Origin of the sequence: Blautia sp. AM29-29 (genome assembly GCF_003480555.1) — a bacterium.
GTDB classification, from domain to species: Bacteria; Bacillota; Clostridia; order Lachnospirales; family Lachnospiraceae; genus Fusicatenibacter; species Fusicatenibacter saccharivorans.
On record NZ_QUJD01000016.1, the window covers coordinates 36,549 to 53,779 of the forward strand.

Sequence of the window (17,231 nt, forward strand, 5' to 3'; positions counted from 1 at the left end):
TATTCTTTTCTATACTACCATAAACGCCTCTGTTTTTCCAGTCCAGACACAGGATTTCGCATAAAAAACATAAAATCCACACAAATAAATTTCATTCTCTGACGCAAAAAATCCCTCCGCCCAGAGAACGGAGGGATTTCGATATGTTTTCTTTTTAGAAATCTACTTCTGTATCATAGTAGCAGCATTTCAGCAGTTTTTCCATCTCTTCAACAGATGGCTGTCTCGGGTTGGATCCGGTGCAGGCATCGGCGATGGCATTTACAGCGATGTCGTGCAGTCTCTCCAGGAATACGTCTTCCGGAACGAAGCCCTGCTCGGTCGGATAGCTGTCTTTTCCGTAGTTCTTGATGCAGTGCGGAATGTTCAGTTTGTCGTTCATGCCGCGCAGATAGTCAATGAGGAGTTTTACTTTCTCTTCCGTTGTCTCGCCGCCAAGTTTCATCTCGTCAGCGATCACTGCATAACGTTTTGCTGCAGTCTCGTCTTTTGCGTTGAACGCGATAACCTTCGGCAGGTACATAGCGTTTGCTGCGCCGTGGATCAGGTGAGCGCCGTAATCAGCGAATGCTGCGCCTGTTTTATGTGCCATGGAGTGAACAATACCAAGAAGTGCATTGGAGAATGCCATACCAGCGAGGCACTGTGCGTTGTGCATGCTGTCACGTTTTGCCATATCTCCGTTGTAGGAATCTACCAGGTCTGCCTGAATCATCTTGATTGCATACAGTGCCAGCGGATCGGTGAAGTCACAGTTCGCGGTGGAAACGTATGCCTCGATTGCATGGGTCATAGCGTCCATACCGGTGTGAGCAACTAACTTTTGCGGCATCGTCTCTGCCAGATCCGGATCTACGATTGCAACGTCCGGCGTGATTTCGAAGTCTGCCAGCGGGTATTTGATACCTTTTTCATAGTCTGTGATAACTGCGAACGCGGTTACCTCGGTTGCTGTTCCGGATGTAGAAGAAATTGCACAGAAATGAGCTTTTCTGCGGAGTTTCGGCATTCCGAATACCTTGCACATTTCTTCGAAGGTGATGTCTGGATACTCGTATTTGATCCACATTGCTTTTGCTGCGTCGATCGGAGATCCGCCGCCCATTGCTACGATCCAGTCCGGCTGGAACTCTTCCATCGCTTTTGCTCCGCGCATAACAGTCTCGACTGACGGGTCAGACTCGATTCCCTCAAAAAGCTGTACTTCCATGCCGGCTTCTTTCAGGTAGTCTACTGCGCGATCCAGGAAACCGAAACGTTTCATGGAGCCGCCGCCTACACAGACGATTGCACGTTTTCCTTCGAATGTTTTCAGTGCCTCTAAAGCACCCTTTCCGTGGTATAAATCTCTTGGTAATGTAAATCTTGCCATTGTTCAGAACCCCTTTCTTGTTTTGCTTCTGATGGACAGCTCCGGCAGATCAGATCAGCAGAATTTCTGTTTTTCCTACTCTCTGTTTGAGCCGCCTTTTGTCTTTTGTTTTCGACTTTGTTATTATTATAACAAACTTTTTCAGGGATTTCCAATACAAAAATGATATTTCCTGATGTCAATTATATATGTCTTATTTACTCCCGTGCCGCCCGCGATGCCTGTTTTTCACGGTACATCGCTCTTTTCCTCCAGCTTTCCGCTTCCAGATATTTCACGAAAAAACACTCCCAACCACTTTCAGCGCCTCCGCCAGATCCTTCCGAAAATCCTCATCCCCTCTCCGCAGACTATTCACCCTGCACCCAAACACCCTCTCATGCCCCGTACAGTGCAGATACCTGCCGTCCCCCAGATACATCCCCACATGCCCCCTCCAGAACAGCAGATCCCCGGCCTTCGCCCGTTCCTCCACCAGACACATCTCCTCCCCTTCTCTCCAGATCGCTTTCATCGGATACCCTTCCCTGATATCCGAATCCCGCCAAATCAAAACCCCATTCATCAAATACACCATAAACACCACACCCGAACAGTCAATCCCATCCGCCGCCTTCCCGCCCCATCGGTACTGGCATCCAAGATACCCCTTCGCACACTCCACAACCTTCCTCCGAAACTTCTCTTCCGACCACCCCTTCGGAATCCCCTGCTCCACAAAAAACCTCTCTTCCGATTTTCCCCACAAAAACCGATCCGAATCCAGTCTTTTTCTTAATGCCACCTCCGGCACAAACCCACTGATCTCATTCGCCAGCTTCACCCTGCAATACCCATTCTCCGTCTCCTCCATTTTCTCCACAAAACACCCCCGTCCCAGCGTCTCCAACATCCGCGCCTGCACCCGCGCTCCTCTCATCACATCCGCAAACCCGCGTGTCACCACATACGTATTCCCTGCCTTTTCCCTCTCCTCCATCCACTCCCTGCTTTTCTCCTCAATCAAATTCCTCTCCATCCACCCCCGATACCCATAATGCGTCCAAACCTCAATCCACTCCCCCTCATCTTCCCACATCACGCTCCATCCAAAAAACACCTCATCCACCACATCAACCCCATTCTCCTCATACAAAAACGCCCGCTTCACTTTAATGATCCCATACTTCATCTCACATACCACCTTCCATTTTCTATATACTATGCACCCACCACAACACTCTCACGCCGATCCGCCCCCGGCGGATCCAGACCTACTTCGTTTCAGCTCCACACAACCAGACCTCACTGGAATTTGCGCCTGCCGTGTGGCGGGCATAGAAAAAGAGGGCAGAAACTGTGAGCCCGGAACAGGTGCAGGAAAATGGGATGGTTCCCGTTTCCCTGTGCCCATTCTGAGCCACAGTTCCGCCCTCTTTTTCTCGCCCGCCGCACCGCAGATGCGAAGCCGCTCGAGGCCGTCCGTCTTATCTCACCGCCCCGATCAGCGAATTAATATCGTCAACCTTATGCCTTCTCATATACTCTTCGATACCGCGAACCGTTTCAACAGTCGCATACGGATTAAAGAAATTCGCCGTCCCAATCGAAACCGCCGTAGCCCCCGCCAGAATAAACTCCAGCACATCCTCCGCCGACGCAATACCGCCCATACCAATAATCGGCACTTTCACTGCCTGCGCCACCTGATACACCATCCGCACCGCAATCGGCTTCACCGCCGGCCCCGACATACCGCCAGTCTTATTCGCAATCGCAAACTTCTGCCGTTCAATATCAATCTTCATCCCAGTAAGCGTATTGATCAGCGACAGCACATCCGCCCCGCCGGCTTCCGCAGCCCGCGCCATCTCCGTAATATCCGTCACATTCGGGCTCAATTTCATAATAATCGGCTGCTTCGCATATTTTTTAACTTCTCTGGTGATCGCCTCCACCGCCTTCGGATCCTGTCCAAACGCAATACCGCCCTCCTTCACATTCGGGCACGAAATATTAATCTCCAGCAGATCCACCGGCTCCGAAGTCAATCGCTCCACAACCTCACAGTAATCCTCCGTCGTCCGTCCACACACATTCACCACAATCTTCGTGTCAAACTGTTTCAAAAACGGAATATCCCTCTCACAGAACACATCAATACCAGGATTCTGCAGTCCGATCGCATTCAGCATTCCGCCGTAAACCTCCGCAATACGCGGCGTCGGATTCCCCGGCCACGGCACATTCGCAACACCCTTCGTCACAACCGCGCCAAGCTCCTTCAAATCCACAAACTCACTGTACTCCGCGCCGGAGCCAAACGTACCAGATGCCGTCATAACCGGATTCTTCAGTTCCACACCCGCCAGATTCACACTTGTCTTCATCGCTTTTTCTCCTCCTCGCGTCACTTACAGCTCAATTTCCGTACTTAAAAAGACCGGTCCGTCCTTGCAGATCCGCTTGTTGTGCACATGTGAATGACCATCCACCTCAGTCGACTGGCAGACACACGCAAGACATGCGCCAACGCCGCACGCCATCTTCTCTTCCATCGAAATCCAGCATGGAATTCCCTTTTCCAGACCGTACGCCTTAATCGCACGCAGCATCGGAGCCGGACCGCAGGCAAAAATTACATCTGCTTCCAGATGATCCTCGCGCACCGCATCCATCACATTGCCCTTCACACCGGCACTTCCGTCCTCCGTTGCAATATGAAGATCGCCTGCCGCAGCAAACTCCTCATTTAAGAACAACTCATCGCGGTAACCACAGCAGATGATCGTGTCCGTTCCAAGATCCTTCGCCGTCTGCAGCATCGGCGGAACACCGATACCGCCGCCCATCAGCATCACACGTTTTCCCTTACCTTCCTCGATCGGGAATCCATTTCCAAGCGGCCCTAAAATATCAACCTCATCCCCCGCTTTCAGATGCGAAAACTCCTCCGTTCCTGCACCTGCCACACGGTAGACAATCCGAAGTCTTCCTCCCTCTCGGTCGATCTCACAAAGAGAAATCGGACGCGGCAGAAGACGGCTGCCGTCCTTCGAAAACAGAGAAATAAACTGGCCGGCCTTCGCCTCTTTCGCAATCACTTTCGTGGAAATCCACATGCTGTAAATTCCTTTTGCAATGCACTCCTGACTTTCCACAGTACAGCATTCCTTGATTTTCATAAGCTGAACACTCCTTTTATTTTCTTGAATCGGCGAAAAGCCCAAAATTTCCTCCGGCGGACATAACATCTACCCGGCAGACCTTCTGAGCTTTTCACCCTGTATTCTTATTTTGCAGCAGCAAGCGCCCCGCTGATATCCTCAACCATATCCTTTACAGCTGCTCTCGAAGCATCCGCAAAGTTCTCAGTGCCAAACTCGGCATATTTTTCCTGTTTGTAAGCAGCGATAATACCTCTCGAAGAGTTTACGATTGCACCCAGTCCGTCCTCATTGAAGAAGTGAACGAGGTCTTTTCCTTTTCCGCCCTGTGCACCGTAGCCCGGTACCAGGATGTAGGATTTCGGCATTACCTTACGCAGCACCTTGCCCATCTCCGGGTACGTAGCGCCGACAACAGCTCCCACATAGCTGTAATCATCGCCCATGTGCTCCTCGCCCCACGCGGCAACCTGCTCGCCGACCCACTCATACAGCGGACATCCGTCGATGATGCGGTCCTGGAACTCGCCGCTGGACGGGTTCGAGGTTTTTACCAGAACAAAGATACCTTTTTTCTCCTCTTTGCAGACCTTGATGAACGGTTTTACGCCGTCAGATCCAAGATACGGATTGACAGTTGCAAAATCCTCATGGAATCCGGCGTAGGATTTGCTTCCCACCTGCACGTGGCCGAGGTGGCCGACTGCATACGCCTCAGAAGTAGAACCGATATCGCCTCGTTTGATATCGCCGATGACAACGAGACCCTTTTCCTGGCAGTAGGAAACGGTCTTCTCATACGCTGCCATTCCCGGAACGCCGAACTGCTCATACATGGCAACCTGCGGTTTTACAGCCGGAATCAGATCGTATGTTGCATCGACAATCGCTTTATTGAACTGCCAAACGGCCTCTGCAGCTCCTTCGAGTGTCTCTCCGTACTCGGCAAATGCCTTTTTCTGTACGTGCTCCGGCACATAGTTCAGCATCGGGTCCAGACCTACGACGATCGGTGCATTTGTTTTTTTAATGTTTGCAATCAGTTTGTTAATCATCTGCTTACTCTCCCTCTTCTGTTTTTTCTTATAGAAATTACTCAGCTTCGTATACAATCTTGCCGCCGCATACGGTAGCCATAACTTTTCCTTTGACTTTCTTGCCGCCGAACGGAGTGTTTTTGCCCTTGGAAACAAACTCCTTCGGATCGATCACATACTCCGCTTCCGGATCGATGATAACCACATCGGCGTCCATGCCGGGTGCAAGAGAACCTTTCTTGTCCAGGTGCAGGATTTTTGCCGGATTGTAGCTCATCTTCTCCGCCATCTGCATCGGGGTGATGATCTCGGTATCCACAAGTTCGGTGATGGTAAGAGCCACGCTCGTCTCCAGTCCGACGATGCCGAACGGAGCTTTCTTGAAGGACTCCTGTTTCTCTGTCAGCGCATGCGGCGCATGATCGGTGCTGATGACATCGAAGACATCGTCTTTCAGACCCTGGCGCAGTGCCTCGAGATCCTCTTTCGTACGGAGCGGCGGATTCATCTTATAGTTGGTGTCGCCCTTTACGATGTCGTCGCTGCAGAGGGTAAAGTGATGCGGGCAGACCTCGGCGGAAATCGAAACGCCGGCCTTTCTCGCCTCACGCACCATATCCACGCTCTCTTTGGTCGAGCAGTGACACAGATGCAGGTGTGCACCTGTCTCTGCGGCAAGTACGATATCTCTTGCAACAATCGTGTTCTCTACGGAGTTTGTGATGCCCGGCAGATGCCACTCTCTCGAGTTTGCATCCTCATTCATGCAGCCGCCGTTTACGAGGTTCTTGTCCTCGCAGTGAGCCAGCACCGGAATGTTTTTCTCTGCGGCAATCTCCATGGCCTCTTTGTAGAGCAGCGCGTTCATAACGGATTTTCCGTCCTCGCTGATCGCCGGGATGCCGGCTTTTACCATGCCCTCGATATCGGCGAGCTCTTCACCCTTCTGTCCTACTGTGATGGCGCCTGCCTGCAGTACATTAATCGGAGAAAAACGGTCTGCTTTGATCGTTACATAGTTGACGCGGTCCGGGCTGTCGATGACCGGTTTTGTATTCGGCATCGCTACCAGCGTTGTCACGCCTCCTTTTGCTGCTGCTTTCGAACCGCTTTCAATATCTTCTTTATATGTCTGCCCCGGGTCGCGGAGATGTACATGCATATCGATGATGCCAGGCATTACATAGCAGCCTTTTGCATCTATTACCTGCGCATCTTTTACGCGGATTCCTTTTTCAACCCGTGTAATAACGCCGTTTTCGATCAGAACATCACTGATTTCGTCTTTTTGGGTGGCCGGGTCGATGACCTGTCCATTTTTGATTAAGATACTCATCTTACGTTCTCTGATCCTTTCTTTTCTTCTGGCCGTCGTCCGACCATTTATTCCTTTTTATAATACACGAAATCTTTCCTGAAATAAAGAGTTTTTTCTTGACTTTTTTGATTTGCAAGATTATAATGGTCTCAATCGAGAAGATGTTGAGATGTAATACGTGGTCACTAGCTATTAGAGATTATATTAGCATTCACCTTCAATATAATCTGTAATAGCTAGTGAATTTTTTTATCAAAAGTTCACTCGCTTATGGGGGAACATATGCATTCCCACATCATGCTTATTTTTTAATTTTATGGAGGTAACTCACAATGAACAAGGGAACAGTGAAATGGTTTAACGCAGAGAAGGGCTATGGCTTCATCACAGGCGAAGACGGAAACGATGTATTCGTACATTTCTCCGCTATCCAGGGTGAAGGATTCAAAACTCTTGACGAAGGTCAGGCGGTTACTTACGATCTTACCGAGGGTGCTCGCGGAATGCAGGCTTCCAACGTTGTTAAATGCTAATTAACCATAAGCGAAAGGCCGGAGGATGTATGTCCTCCGGTTTTTTAATTTACGCGGACAACGAGCCAAAGTCCGTGCCTGCACGAGACCTTGGCGACTGCCGCGATAACTTAAGAAACTCGTGGAGCGTGTTTCTTATAGTTTTTTCTATAGCAAGACCCGAAAATAATGCAAAAAAGGCAGTGCTGCAGAGCGCGAATTGCAAGGAACAGATTTGAAGGCGTACCGGGGTACGACGAAAATCTGTGACGCAGTAATTCACGCTCTGCGGTGCTGAATTTTTTGCATTATTTTCGGGGATTGCTATAAATCTCTATAACAAAAGCGCTTATCACTCCGGGATTTTCCCGTCTGTGGTAAGCGCTTTTACTTTCTTTAACAATTCTGCTTATTCCGCTGTACTTTCGCTGATGGAATCTGCTGTGCTGTCACTTGCCGTATCTGCTGTGCTGTCCGAAGATGTATCGGAAGCATCAGAGCTGTCGCTGGTGTCATCTGCACTGCTGTCGCTGGATGTGTTGGTCTCGCTCAGATAATTCTGAATATCCGTCACGTTCATCGTTGTGGTTTCTGTCGTGCGGTTCGCCTTTTTCTCTGCTACCGAGTTCTGGTAAACAGCAACGGAGAACCAGCCGATCAGGGTAGCCAGAACAACGACGAAAGCGGTAACTTCCAGTCTCGTGATCCATCTTTCACGTCTCATGATTTTCTCACGGTTCGCTTTTTCCTTTTTATAGCGGTCAACTTTTTCCTGACTCATGGTTCTACTTCTCCTTTGATTTCTAAAAAGTGCTCGGCGGCACTTTCAAACATGTTGAAAATTATACTACATTTTCAACAAAAAGGGAAGAGAAAAGTTATAATGCAATGATAATTCCGCCGTCATTTGCATACATACTGCTGACGCCCTGGGTATCGAGTACGAAGACATCCTGTACCGCAAGGCGCTCCAGAAGGGCTTCTTTTACCATCTCGGCGCGCTCCGGGCAGTTGCAATGAGAGATGGCAAGCGTTTTGTTTTCTACATGCTGTGCGTCATTTACAATGGCATCGACCATTTTCATCAGTGCTTTGTTGATGCCGCGCGCCTGATCGAGCTGTACGATATCGCCCTCCGATGTGGCTCCCATAACCGGTTTGATCTTAAGCGCGGATGCAACAAGTGCTTTTGTTTTGGAAAGGCGGCCGTTTTTCCGCAGAGTTTCGAGATTTTCCAGCACGAAATAGGTGTTCTGTGTGCTGATATAGAGTTCTACTGTCTCTACGACGCGCTCAAAGCTCATGCCGGCTTCCTCGCACTCCACGATTTTTTTCACGATCAGGGTCTCTCCTATCGATGCGCTTCTGGAATTGAATACGTGAATCTTCAGATCCTCGTTCTCCTCCTGCGCCAGGTTTGCACCGAGCACTGCGCTGTTATAGGAACCGCTGAGCTGTGCGGAAAGTGTGACCGCGTAGCACCGTTCTGCTCCGTTCAGAAAAGATTTCCGGAAATAATCCGGCGACGGGCAGGCGGATTTCGGGCACTCCGGGCATTCCGCTACTCTCTTTAAAAAATATTTCTGGTCAAATGTCTCGTCATCCAGAATGGATTCTCCGCCGACTTCCAGGGTCAGCGGTGCAATTTCAATATTTCCTCTTTTTTTCATATCTGCTGTCAGTTCACAGCAGCTGTCTGCAACAATGTGAAAACTCATATATTTTATCCCTCCAAACTTGATTCCGCTTTTTCTCACTGCGGACGTTTCGTATTTCCAATCACCGCTCTTTTTCAAACCTTCCTGAACTAGGGACGAATTCGACACAGTGAATTTTTTGATATTTTGTCATGTAGTTTTGATAACTACATTTTATCATAACACACTTAGTGCTCCATTGCAAAAAGTTTTTTCCCAATAAAAGTTTTTCCGTTAAAAGTTTTTTCCTTTTCTTGTCGCACTCCCCTTTTTGCGGTATACTACGGTCATACGGCTTTTTTGTTTATGGATATTTTTCCATTGCTTATTTTCAGGAGGTGGTACGTATGGAATGGACTTTTTCGGATTCGGTCCGGCTTTCCCTGCTTTCGTTTTCGGAAGCTTCCAAAGCCTGCGCGGCGCTGCCCGGATTTTCTCTTTTCCGGCGCAGTCTGCAGCCGGAGCGCATCGAATACTGCCGCGCAGAGCTGCTGCCTGACTGCCTGGTCGGATCGCTTGCCGTCCCGGACAAGACGCATCCGCTTCACCTTGCATTCTCGCTTGCGTTTTATCTCGACCGGGGGCAGCTTATTCTGGCAGCCGACGAACAGACACTTCCGGCTTTGCAGAGCCTCCTCTTCCCGGAAGAACCGCTCGATACTTCCGATGTCTTCCACCTGTTTTTCTCGTTTCTGGAATCGCTGATCCAGGAGGATATGCTCTATCTGCAGAATTTTGAGAAGCGCCTCGCGACAATCGAGGAGTCTCTTCTCGACACTCTGCCAAAAGAGCTGCAGCGGACCCTGATCACGATCCGTCGGGAGCTGCTCGTGTTCCATGCCTATTACCAGCAGCTTCTCGACATGTGCGAAATACTCTCCGAGGACGAAAATCACTTTCTTCCCCCGAAATGCGCCCGTCAGTTTTCGCGCCTTGGAAACCGCGTGGACCGTTTGTACGACCACACCCAGATGCTGCGGGAGTACGCCCTGCAGATCCGCGAGATGCAGCAGGCGCAGATCGACCTGCATCAGAACGATACGATGCGGATTCTGACGGTCGTCTCGACGATCTTTTTCCCGCTTTCCCTGATCGCCGGCTGGTACGGCATGAATTTTACGCATATGCCTGAGCTTTCTGCCCCGTATGCGTACTTCATCCTGATCGGCGTCTGTATTCTCATTGTTGCTGTTGAAATTTGGTATTTTAAAAAGAAAGGCTGGTTTTAACTACGGATGATTATCCTGCAGATTACACAGTTAAAGAATTTTATGAACACCCTGCTCCGTCTCGAGACATTTGACCGCTTTCCCGTCTCCGAGGCGTCGATCACAACGTTTACGACGTTCTCCATCGACGGCAGTCTTCACACGGACTTTTTCGATCCCGATGACGCGCAGCTCTTAAAAGAAAAAGGGCGGACGCGGCTTCTCTGGAAAGATGTGAAATCGTTCTGCTATTCCGTCATCAAAGGAAAACGGACACCCCTGCAGTTCAAATTTGTGTTTCAGCTTCCGCAGGCGGCGTGCGAAAAAATGATCGCGGACCATGCGCTGCCGCTGGAAATAGAGAACGTGTTTGGATGCTTTCTGAATTTTCAGTATAAGGATGGAAAACTCTTACTTACCACCGGAACTTCCCTCAAAATCTTTACGATGGACAAGTCGCTCGACCGCGTCTTCGATGAGGAAGTCCGCCAGTTTCTGCTGAAAAATGAAATTGCATTTGAGGAACAGATATAAAGACAAAATACTTATTTAGAAAGGTTCTCTTTTTATGAATCAGATTATTATGTGGATCATGGCAGTCGGCGCGGTACTCGGCGGTGTCGACCGGATCGCTGGCAATCGCTTCGGATTTGGAAAACGGTTTGAGGAGGGCTTTATGCTGCTTGGACCGACGGCACTTTCCATGTCGGGCATCATCTGCCTCACCCCGCTGCTCTCCCGCTTTCTCCGTTTCGCCCTCGTTCCCATCTGGAACTTTTTTGGGCTGGATGCGGGACTTCTCGCCGGCATTCTCGCCATTGACATGGGCGGCTACCAGCTCGCCGGAGAGCTTTCGGCATCGCAGGAGATGGTGCGCTACGCAGGACTTGTGATTGCGGCGACGCTTGGCTGTACCATCACCTTTACGATTCCGGTCGGCATGGGAATGCTGAAAAGCGGCGACCGCCTCTTTTTCTCCCGCGGCATGCTGATCGGCACGGGCACGCTTCCCGTCACGATGATCGTCGGCGGACTGCTCTCAGGACTCTCTTTTCTGCAGATCGTACTTCAGTCGCTCCCGGTGCTCCTCTTCTGCTTTCTGCTGATGTTCGGCATCTGGCGTTTTCCGGAGCAGACCGTGCGCGCGTTCACGGTATTTGCAGATGTGATCCGGCTTCTGACGACGATCGGCCTCATCGCGGGCGCGTTCTGCTATATGACCGGCTTTTCGCTGCTCCCGGACCTTGCGCCGCTGGAGGACGCGATGGCGGTCGTCTCGTCCATCGGCATTGTACTGCTCGGCAGCCTTCCGACGGCGGAGCTTTTACAGCGGGTGCTCAAAAAGCCGCTCTCTTTTATTGGAAGAAAAACCGGCATGAACGACAGCAGTGCCGCCGGCCTTCTGATGGGCATTGTCAGCCCTGTTCCGGCGATCACAATGATGGAAAAAATGGACGAGCGCGGAAAGATTGTAAACGCAACTTTCCTCGTCTCCGCCGCATCGACCATCGCCGCACATATGGGATTTACGTTCGGCACCGATCCTGATTTTGTCGTGCCGCTTCTCGTTGCAAAGCTCGCTGGAGGCATCGCCGCCGTCTGTGCCGCGCTGTTTTTCACGAAGAACTCTGCTTAATTGTTTGAGAGCATGCATAGAAACGCAATAAGACCTGCGCCGTTTGAAAGCGCAGGTCTTATTGCATTTCTTACTTATTTTCTATTTCTTATTTCACCATATCCTCTTTGATAATTCCATGCTCTTTTAAGAGATCTCCAACTACATTTCCATCTACCAGTTTCAGCAGAGGTTTTTTCAGCAGGTTGAGCGGTCCAGGAAGCTCGATTTCCAGCGGGGATTTTCCATCCATCAGTTTCACGGAGCTGTCCAGCAGGTCGCGGATATCGTAAACGCTGCCCCATACTTCCGGCACGCCGCGGTCTACGCCGAGGAGTCCGTAAACAGCTTCCATTGCGGTACGAACGGAATACTCTGTCGTGAAGATGGTATCTCTTGGTGTCTCAGCGAACTGTCCGAGGAATGCGAAGTTGACGCAGCCATCCGGGATGACATCCGGGCGGTCGCCCTTTCTTCTTGGCATAAAGAATGCGGTGATGTACGGCATCATGGTCGGTACGCAGACAGCGCTGTTCTCTGCCAGCTCCGGAATCTGGTCAACCGGCACGCCGAGGTGGTACAGCCACTCTTCGGTGATCTCTTTACCAGTGCACTCTTTCATCGGTTTCTTCACATAGTCGCCAGGTACATCGGTGAACAGGCTGTAAACCCATACGCATACCTTATCTTTATCCTGCTCTTTGAACTGTCCCTGACGGTTAATGGTCCAGCTTAAAAGCCACTTGGAATCCTGGCAGCTTACGATACCGCCGGTAACAACCTTTCCGGTTCTCGGATCACGTTTGCAGATATTGGTGATATACGGAATGATCTTATTGTCGAGAGTGGTAATTGTTGCGGATTCCCAGTTTGTCTTTGCAATATCGGAACAGAATTTCTCCGGATGTCCAAAGGACGGATCCTGTTTTGCAATGTTTTTCCACAGGCTCCAGCAGCCGCTCGTGCGGACCTCTGCATCACCGTTCGGTGCATGGTTCTGATCGCCGTAGATCGTGCCTTCGGTGCAGCTTCCGTTGGTAACGAAGACGAGGTCATTCTCGGTGAGAACGATGCCTTTCTCGACGCCGTTTACTTTGCACTCGATGGCTTTTGCTACTTTCTTTCCATCGTTGATTTCAAAGATAACGTTGGTTACTTCGGTATTGAACTGGAAGTCTACGCCGGCATCCTCGAGGTATTTCTTCATCGGAAGAATCAGGGATTCATACTGGTTGTACTTCGTGAATTTCAGTGCGGAGAAGTCCGGCAGTCCGCCGATGTGGTGAATAAACCGCTGGAAGTACAGCTTCATCTCCAGTGCACTGTGCCAGTTTTCGAATGCGAACATCGTTCTCCAGTACAGCCAGAAGGTGGAATTGAAGACTTCATCATCGAAAACATCCTCGATCGTCTTGTCGTACAGATCCTCGTCTCTTGTCATGAAGAGTTTCATGATCTCCATGCAGCCTTTCTGGCTCAGGTTGAACTTGCCGTCGGTATGGGCATCCTCGCCGCGGTTCTTCGTTGCACGGCACAGGGAGTAGTTCGGGTCTTTTTTGTTCAGCCAGTAATACTCATCAAGAACGGATACACCAGGTGTCTCAATTGACGGGATGCTGTGGAACAGATCCCACAGGCACTCGAAGTGGTTTTCCATCTCACGGCCGCCTCTCATGATGTAGCCGCGGGTCGGATCGTAGATACCGTCGCAGGCACCGCCGGCGATGTCCATGGCTTCCAGAATGTGGATGTGATCGCCTTTCATCTGGCCGTCTCTTACAAGGAAGCACGCTGCTGCGAGGGCTGCGAGGCCGCTTCCTACGAGGTATGCGCTCTTCTCATCGACGCCTTCCGGTTTTTCCGGTCTTGCGAAGGCTTCGTAGTTTCCGTTGGTGTAATAAATGCCTTTGCTGTTTTTCTTATCTTTTCCGCGCTCGGTGTTGCGGTAATCATTCTTTGGTTCTGATGTTACAGTGGTTGTCTCCGCTGCTTTTTTTGCTTCACTCTTGTTTTTTGCCTGCAGCACTGCTGCTCCAGCTCCGATGACTGCTGCTGATGCGATTCCGAATTTTAATCCTTTTTTTGACATAGACGTTCATCCTTTCTTTTCTAAATACGACTGCCGGAATGTTTTTTCGAATTTCCGGTTCGTATAGGTTATGCTGCTTTCTTTGTTTTACAAGTTTCTATTTGTGTTGCCATTGTCTGTTGACAATTTGAATCTTACTTCATTTTTCCCCGCTTTTCCATTTACAAAACAGGGCGGATGATTAAATTTTTATCATCCGCCCTGTTTTGTAAAGTGTAACTATATTTTATTTCTTTTTTCAAAATTTCGGATGGAATTGACGACATTTCCTTCCATCGTGCGGTGCATTTTTTCCGCAATCATATGGTAATCCACTTTCATTCCGTCTTTGATCCAGTCGAGCATGACACCGGTAAAGCTATACTTATAGAAATCTGCGATAAAACTCTGATCCGCCTCGGAGATGCCGGTTCCCTTTGCTTTTTCCTGTACGACACCGTACAGCAGATCGTGCGTCAGATGAAAGAGATATGTTTCGATCTGCTCACGGCTTACAGAGTGATAGACATTCATAATAAATGGTTTATTCTCGAGCACTGCCTCAAAAATCTGCTGCAGGCCTTCCTGCCATGTCTCATACGTTTTCTTCCCCTGCAGCGCCTGCGTCGCATCCTCCAGGCACGACCATTCGACAAGATCGTAGATATCCTTAAAATGATAATAAAACGCCATCCGGCTGATGCCGCAGTCTGTCGTCAGATCGTTGATCGTAATTTTGTCCAGCGGCTTTTTCAAAAGCAGCTTTTTTAACGACGCTTCCAGCGCCGCCTTTGTCGCATTTGTCATGTATTTCCTCCATTTTTCTTTTATGTACCCTCGGAATCTTTCTGTTCGAAACGCTTCTATGCTTTTTCATTGTAGCATATCCATTCTCCAGAAACAACTGCGCAGCCCTTCTGATCAGACTTTACAAAAAGTTTAGAAAGTACCGTAATACCAGTAAATTCAATACTTTCCGTCGTTCTGTTAGCACTCTTTTTTCTCGAGTGCTAATTTCCCCTTGACTTTTCCCTGTGCCAGTATTACTATAACTATCAGAGCAGTAAAAAAGCTGCAGACATCTAAAAAAGCATGATATTCCCGCTTTGCTGGATCAAAATATTTTTATAAGAAAAGGAGTGTGTTTCTCATGAGTGCGAAACATGGAAATCTTTCAATCAACAGCGACAATATTTTCCCGATTATCAAAAAATGGATGTATTCCGACCACGATATCTTCGTCCGCGAGCTCGTTTCCAACGGCTGCGATGCCATCACCAAACTGAAAAAACTGGACGGCATGGGTGAATATGCACTTCCGGATGACTACAAAGCAGCCATTCAGGTGATTGTAAACCCGGATGAGAAAACCTTAAAATTCATCGATAACGGTATCGGTATGACCGCAGACGAAGTCGAAGAATATATTACCCAGATCGCCTTCTCCGGCGCTACCGAATTCCTGGAGAAATACAAAGACAAAACGAATTCAGATCAGATGATCGGCCACTTCGGTCTTGGTTTCTACTCTGCTTTCATGGTAGCAGATGAAGTTCACATCGATTCTCTTTCCTATAAAGAAGGATCCACCCCGGTACACTGGACCTGTGACGGAAGCACCGAGTACGATATGTCCGAGGGCAGCAAGACAACTGTTGGTACCGAAATCACTCTGTTCCTGAACGAGGACTGCCTGGAATTCGCAAACGAATACCGTGTCCGCGAAGTTCTGGAAAAATACTGCTCCTTCATGCCGGTTGAAATTTTCCTGTCCAAAGCAAACGCACCGCAGGAATACGAGACCATCGAGGAAGGCGAATTAAAAGAGGACGATGTTGTTGTTGAGCATATCCATGAAGATGCAAAATACGAAGAGAAAGAAAAAGAAGACGGAACCAAAGAGCAGGTTGAGGTTTCTCCGGCAAAAGAGAAAGTAAAAATCAACAAACGCCCGGTTTCCATCAGTGATATCCACCCGCTGTGGACCAAACATCCAAACGAGTGCAGCGATGAGGATTATAAAGAATTCTACCGCAAAGTCTTCAACGACTACCGCGAGCCGCTGTTCTGGATCCACCTGAACATGGACTATCCGTTCAACCTCAAAGGTATCCTCTACTTCCCGCGTATCAACACCGAGTACGATTCCATCGAGGGAACCATCAAGCTGTACAACAACCAGGTATTTATTGCCGACAACATCAAAGAAGTCATTCCGGAATACCTGATGCTCTTAAAAGGCGTCATCGACTGCCCGGATCTGCCGCTGAACGTATCCCGAAGCGCACTGCAGAACGACGGATTTGTCAAGAAGATCTCCGAGTACATCTCCAAGAAATTCGCTGACAAGCTCTCCGGCATGTGCAAAACCGACCGTGAGAATTACGAGAAATACTGGGATGATATCAACCCATTCATCAAATACGGATGCATCAAGGACGAGAAATTCTCCAAGAAGATGATGGACTATATTCTGTTCAAGAACATCGACGGAAAATATCTGACTCTTGAGGACTGCATCAACGAGAATAAGAAAGAAGAAGCTCCTGCAGAGAACACCGAAGAGAAGGCTGAAACTATGGAGAATACCGAAAATACGGAAAACGCTGACGAGAAGAAAGAGCCGGAAAAAACGACTGTTTACTACGTCACCGACGAAGTTCAGCAGAGCCAGTATATCAACATGTTCCGCAGTCAGGGCATGGATGCTGTCATCCTGAAACACAACATCGACTCCGCTTTCATCACCCATGCAGAGCGTTACAACGAGCATGTAACTTTCCAGCGCATCGATGCAGATCTGACCAACGATATGAAAGACGAGTCCGGTGAGGATCTGACCGACGCTACAAATACTCTGACCGATCTCTTCCGCAAAGTCCTCGACAAGAAAGATCTGAACGTCAAAGTTGAGAACCTGAAAGACGAAAATGTATCCTCCATGGTAACGCTTTCCGAGGAGAGCCGCCGGATGCAGGATATGATGAAGATGTACGGCATGACCGGCATGGATCCGTCCATGTTCGGCGGACAGGAAACCCTGATCCTGAATGCAAAACATCCGCTTGTTCAGTACATTCTGGAGAATGGCGAGAACGGCAACACATCCCTGTTCTGCGAGCAGCTGTATGATCTGGCAATGATCAGCCACAAACCGCTCTCTCCGGACGAGATGACAAAATTCGTAAGCAGAAGTAATCAGATTATGATGCTCCTCGCAAAATAATAAAGCACAGGCACAGCAAAACGCACCTCTTA

General features: G+C 49.2%; 15 protein-coding genes. 5 read left to right on the forward strand and 10 right to left on the reverse strand.

What is annotated here, in order from left to right:
• Nucleotides 1-154 precede the first annotated feature (154 nt).
• The 6 genes from DW769_RS12020 to DW769_RS12045 form a co-directional block, all read right to left on the reverse strand.
• Nucleotides 155-1,372 (reverse strand): iron-containing alcohol dehydrogenase, encoded by a 1,218-nt coding sequence (locus DW769_RS12020; protein ID WP_055227104.1) that lies wholly within the window; start codon nucleotides 1,370-1,372, stop codon nucleotides 155-157.
• A 274-nt stretch (nucleotides 1,373-1,646) separates the two neighbouring features.
• Entirely contained in the window at nucleotides 1,647-2,543 is an 897-nt protein-coding gene (locus DW769_RS12025; protein ID WP_117509730.1) for a C40 family peptidase, read from the reverse strand.
• Between the two features lie 295 nt (nucleotides 2,544-2,838).
• Nucleotides 2,839-3,741: a dihydroorotate dehydrogenase gene (locus tag DW769_RS12030; protein ID WP_118750423.1), complete on the reverse strand. Its 903-nt coding sequence runs from the start codon at nucleotides 3,739-3,741 to the stop codon at nucleotides 2,839-2,841.
• A 24-nt stretch (nucleotides 3,742-3,765) separates the two neighbouring features.
• Complete coding sequence (locus DW769_RS12035) at nucleotides 3,766-4,536, reverse strand: dihydroorotate dehydrogenase electron transfer subunit (RefSeq protein WP_022461999.1); 771 nt, start codon at nucleotides 4,534-4,536, stop codon at nucleotides 3,766-3,768.
• Between the two features lie 107 nt (nucleotides 4,537-4,643).
• Nucleotides 4,644-5,573 (reverse strand): orotidine-5'-phosphate decarboxylase, encoded by a 930-nt coding sequence (pyrF, locus tag DW769_RS12040; RefSeq protein ID WP_118750424.1) that lies wholly within the window; start codon nucleotides 5,571-5,573, stop codon nucleotides 4,644-4,646.
• 37 nt (nucleotides 5,574-5,610) lie between these two features.
• On the reverse strand, nucleotides 5,611-6,891 hold the full coding sequence (locus DW769_RS12045; protein ID WP_117509731.1) for a dihydroorotase: 1,281 nt from the start codon (nucleotides 6,889-6,891) through the stop codon (nucleotides 5,611-5,613).
• A gap of 314 nt (nucleotides 6,892-7,205) precedes the next feature.
• Between DW769_RS12045 and DW769_RS12050 the strand changes: the two genes are divergently transcribed.
• The gene (locus DW769_RS12050; protein ID WP_022461996.1) at nucleotides 7,206-7,406 is read left to right on the forward strand and encodes a cold-shock protein; all 201 of its coding nucleotides are present in this window, start codon (nucleotides 7,206-7,208) and stop codon (nucleotides 7,404-7,406) included.
• A 388-nt stretch (nucleotides 7,407-7,794) separates the two neighbouring features.
• Here DW769_RS12050 and DW769_RS12060 read toward each other — a convergent pair whose 3' ends face one another.
• Together DW769_RS12060 and DW769_RS12065 are read right to left on the reverse strand one after the other, a co-directional pair.
• Nucleotides 7,795-8,166 carry a hypothetical protein gene (locus DW769_RS12060; RefSeq protein WP_117509733.1) on the reverse strand — a complete coding sequence of 124 codons (372 nt, stop codon included), beginning with the start codon at nucleotides 8,164-8,166 and terminating at the stop codon, nucleotides 7,795-7,797.
• Between the two features lie 97 nt (nucleotides 8,167-8,263).
• Complete coding sequence (locus DW769_RS12065) at nucleotides 8,264-9,103, reverse strand: DegV family protein (RefSeq protein ID WP_118750434.1); 840 nt, start codon at nucleotides 9,101-9,103, stop codon at nucleotides 8,264-8,266.
• 326 nt (nucleotides 9,104-9,429) lie between these two features.
• Here DW769_RS12065 and DW769_RS12070 point away from each other — a divergent pair, with 326 nt between their 5' ends.
• From DW769_RS12070 to DW769_RS12080, 3 genes are read left to right on the forward strand one after another with little or no spacing between them, the layout of a single operon-like run.
• Nucleotides 9,430-10,311: a magnesium transporter CorA family protein gene (locus DW769_RS12070; protein WP_118700602.1), complete on the forward strand. Its 882-nt coding sequence runs from the start codon at nucleotides 9,430-9,432 to the stop codon at nucleotides 10,309-10,311.
• A gap of 6 nt (nucleotides 10,312-10,317) precedes the next feature.
• Nucleotides 10,318-10,824 carry a DUF5721 family protein gene (locus DW769_RS12075; RefSeq protein WP_055221274.1) on the forward strand — a complete coding sequence of 169 codons (507 nt, stop codon included), beginning with the start codon at nucleotides 10,318-10,320 and terminating at the stop codon, nucleotides 10,822-10,824.
• A gap of 34 nt (nucleotides 10,825-10,858) precedes the next feature.
• Entirely contained in the window at nucleotides 10,859-11,926 is a 1,068-nt protein-coding gene (locus DW769_RS12080) for an ethanolamine utilization protein EutH (RefSeq protein WP_118750426.1), read from the forward strand.
• An 88-nt stretch (nucleotides 11,927-12,014) separates the two neighbouring features.
• On the opposite strand, the gene DW769_RS12085 is transcribed toward DW769_RS12080, so the two are convergent.
• Both DW769_RS12085 and DW769_RS12090 read right to left on the reverse strand, forming a co-directional pair.
• Nucleotides 12,015-13,994 (reverse strand): oleate hydratase, encoded by a 1,980-nt coding sequence (locus DW769_RS12085; RefSeq protein ID WP_117509736.1) that lies wholly within the window; start codon nucleotides 13,992-13,994, stop codon nucleotides 12,015-12,017.
• A 219-nt stretch (nucleotides 13,995-14,213) separates the two neighbouring features.
• Entirely contained in the window at nucleotides 14,214-14,780 is a 567-nt protein-coding gene (locus tag DW769_RS12090) for a TetR-like C-terminal domain-containing protein (RefSeq protein WP_022461989.1), read from the reverse strand.
• Between the two features lie 343 nt (nucleotides 14,781-15,123).
• Here DW769_RS12090 and htpG point away from each other — a divergent pair, with 343 nt between their 5' ends.
• A complete protein-coding gene (gene htpG / locus DW769_RS12095; RefSeq protein ID WP_118666971.1) occupies nucleotides 15,124-17,199 on the forward strand; it encodes a molecular chaperone HtpG in 2,076 nt (691 codons plus the stop codon).
• Nucleotides 17,200-17,231 lie beyond the last annotated feature (32 nt).

Bases quoted from the DNA above. Each gene is read 5' to 3' on its own strand.
- DW769_RS12070 (WP_118700602.1), top strand. From the start codon at position 9,430: ATGGAATGGACTTTTTCGGATTCGGTCCGGCTTTCCCTGCTTTCGTTT.
- DW769_RS12035 (WP_022461999.1), bottom strand. From the start codon at position 4,536: ATGAAAATCAAGGAATGCTGTACTGTGGAAAGTCAGGAGTGCATTGCA.
- DW769_RS12060 (WP_117509733.1), bottom strand. From the start codon at position 8,166: ATGAGTCAGGAAAAAGTTGACCGCTATAAAAAGGAAAAAGCGAACCGT.
- DW769_RS12020 (WP_055227104.1), bottom strand. From the start codon at position 1,372: ATGGCAAGATTTACATTACCAAGAGATTTATACCACGGAAAGGGTGCT.
- DW769_RS12045 (WP_117509731.1), bottom strand. From the start codon at position 6,891: ATGAGTATCTTAATCAAAAATGGACAGGTCATCGACCCGGCCACCCAA.
- DW769_RS12050 (WP_022461996.1), top strand. From the start codon at position 7,206: ATGAACAAGGGAACAGTGAAATGGTTTAACGCAGAGAAGGGCTATGGC.
- pyrF (WP_118750424.1), bottom strand. From the start codon at position 5,573: ATGATTAACAAACTGATTGCAAACATTAAAAAAACAAATGCACCGATC.
- DW769_RS12075 (WP_055221274.1), top strand. From the start codon at position 10,318: ATGATTATCCTGCAGATTACACAGTTAAAGAATTTTATGAACACCCTG.
- htpG (WP_118666971.1), top strand. From the start codon at position 15,124: ATGAGTGCGAAACATGGAAATCTTTCAATCAACAGCGACAATATTTTC.
- DW769_RS12080 (WP_118750426.1), top strand. From the start codon at position 10,859: ATGAATCAGATTATTATGTGGATCATGGCAGTCGGCGCGGTACTCGGC.
- DW769_RS12085 (WP_117509736.1), bottom strand. From the start codon at position 13,994: ATGTCAAAAAAAGGATTAAAATTCGGAATCGCATCAGCAGCAGTCATC.
- DW769_RS12090 (WP_022461989.1), bottom strand. From the start codon at position 14,780: ATGACAAATGCGACAAAGGCGGCGCTGGAAGCGTCGTTAAAAAAGCTG.
- DW769_RS12065 (WP_118750434.1), bottom strand. From the start codon at position 9,103: ATGAGTTTTCACATTGTTGCAGACAGCTGCTGTGAACTGACAGCAGAT.
- DW769_RS12030 (WP_118750423.1), bottom strand. From the start codon at position 3,741: ATGAAGACAAGTGTGAATCTGGCGGGTGTGGAACTGAAGAATCCGGTT.
- DW769_RS12025 (WP_117509730.1), bottom strand. From the start codon at position 2,543: ATGAAGTATGGGATCATTAAAGTGAAGCGGGCGTTTTTGTATGAGGAG.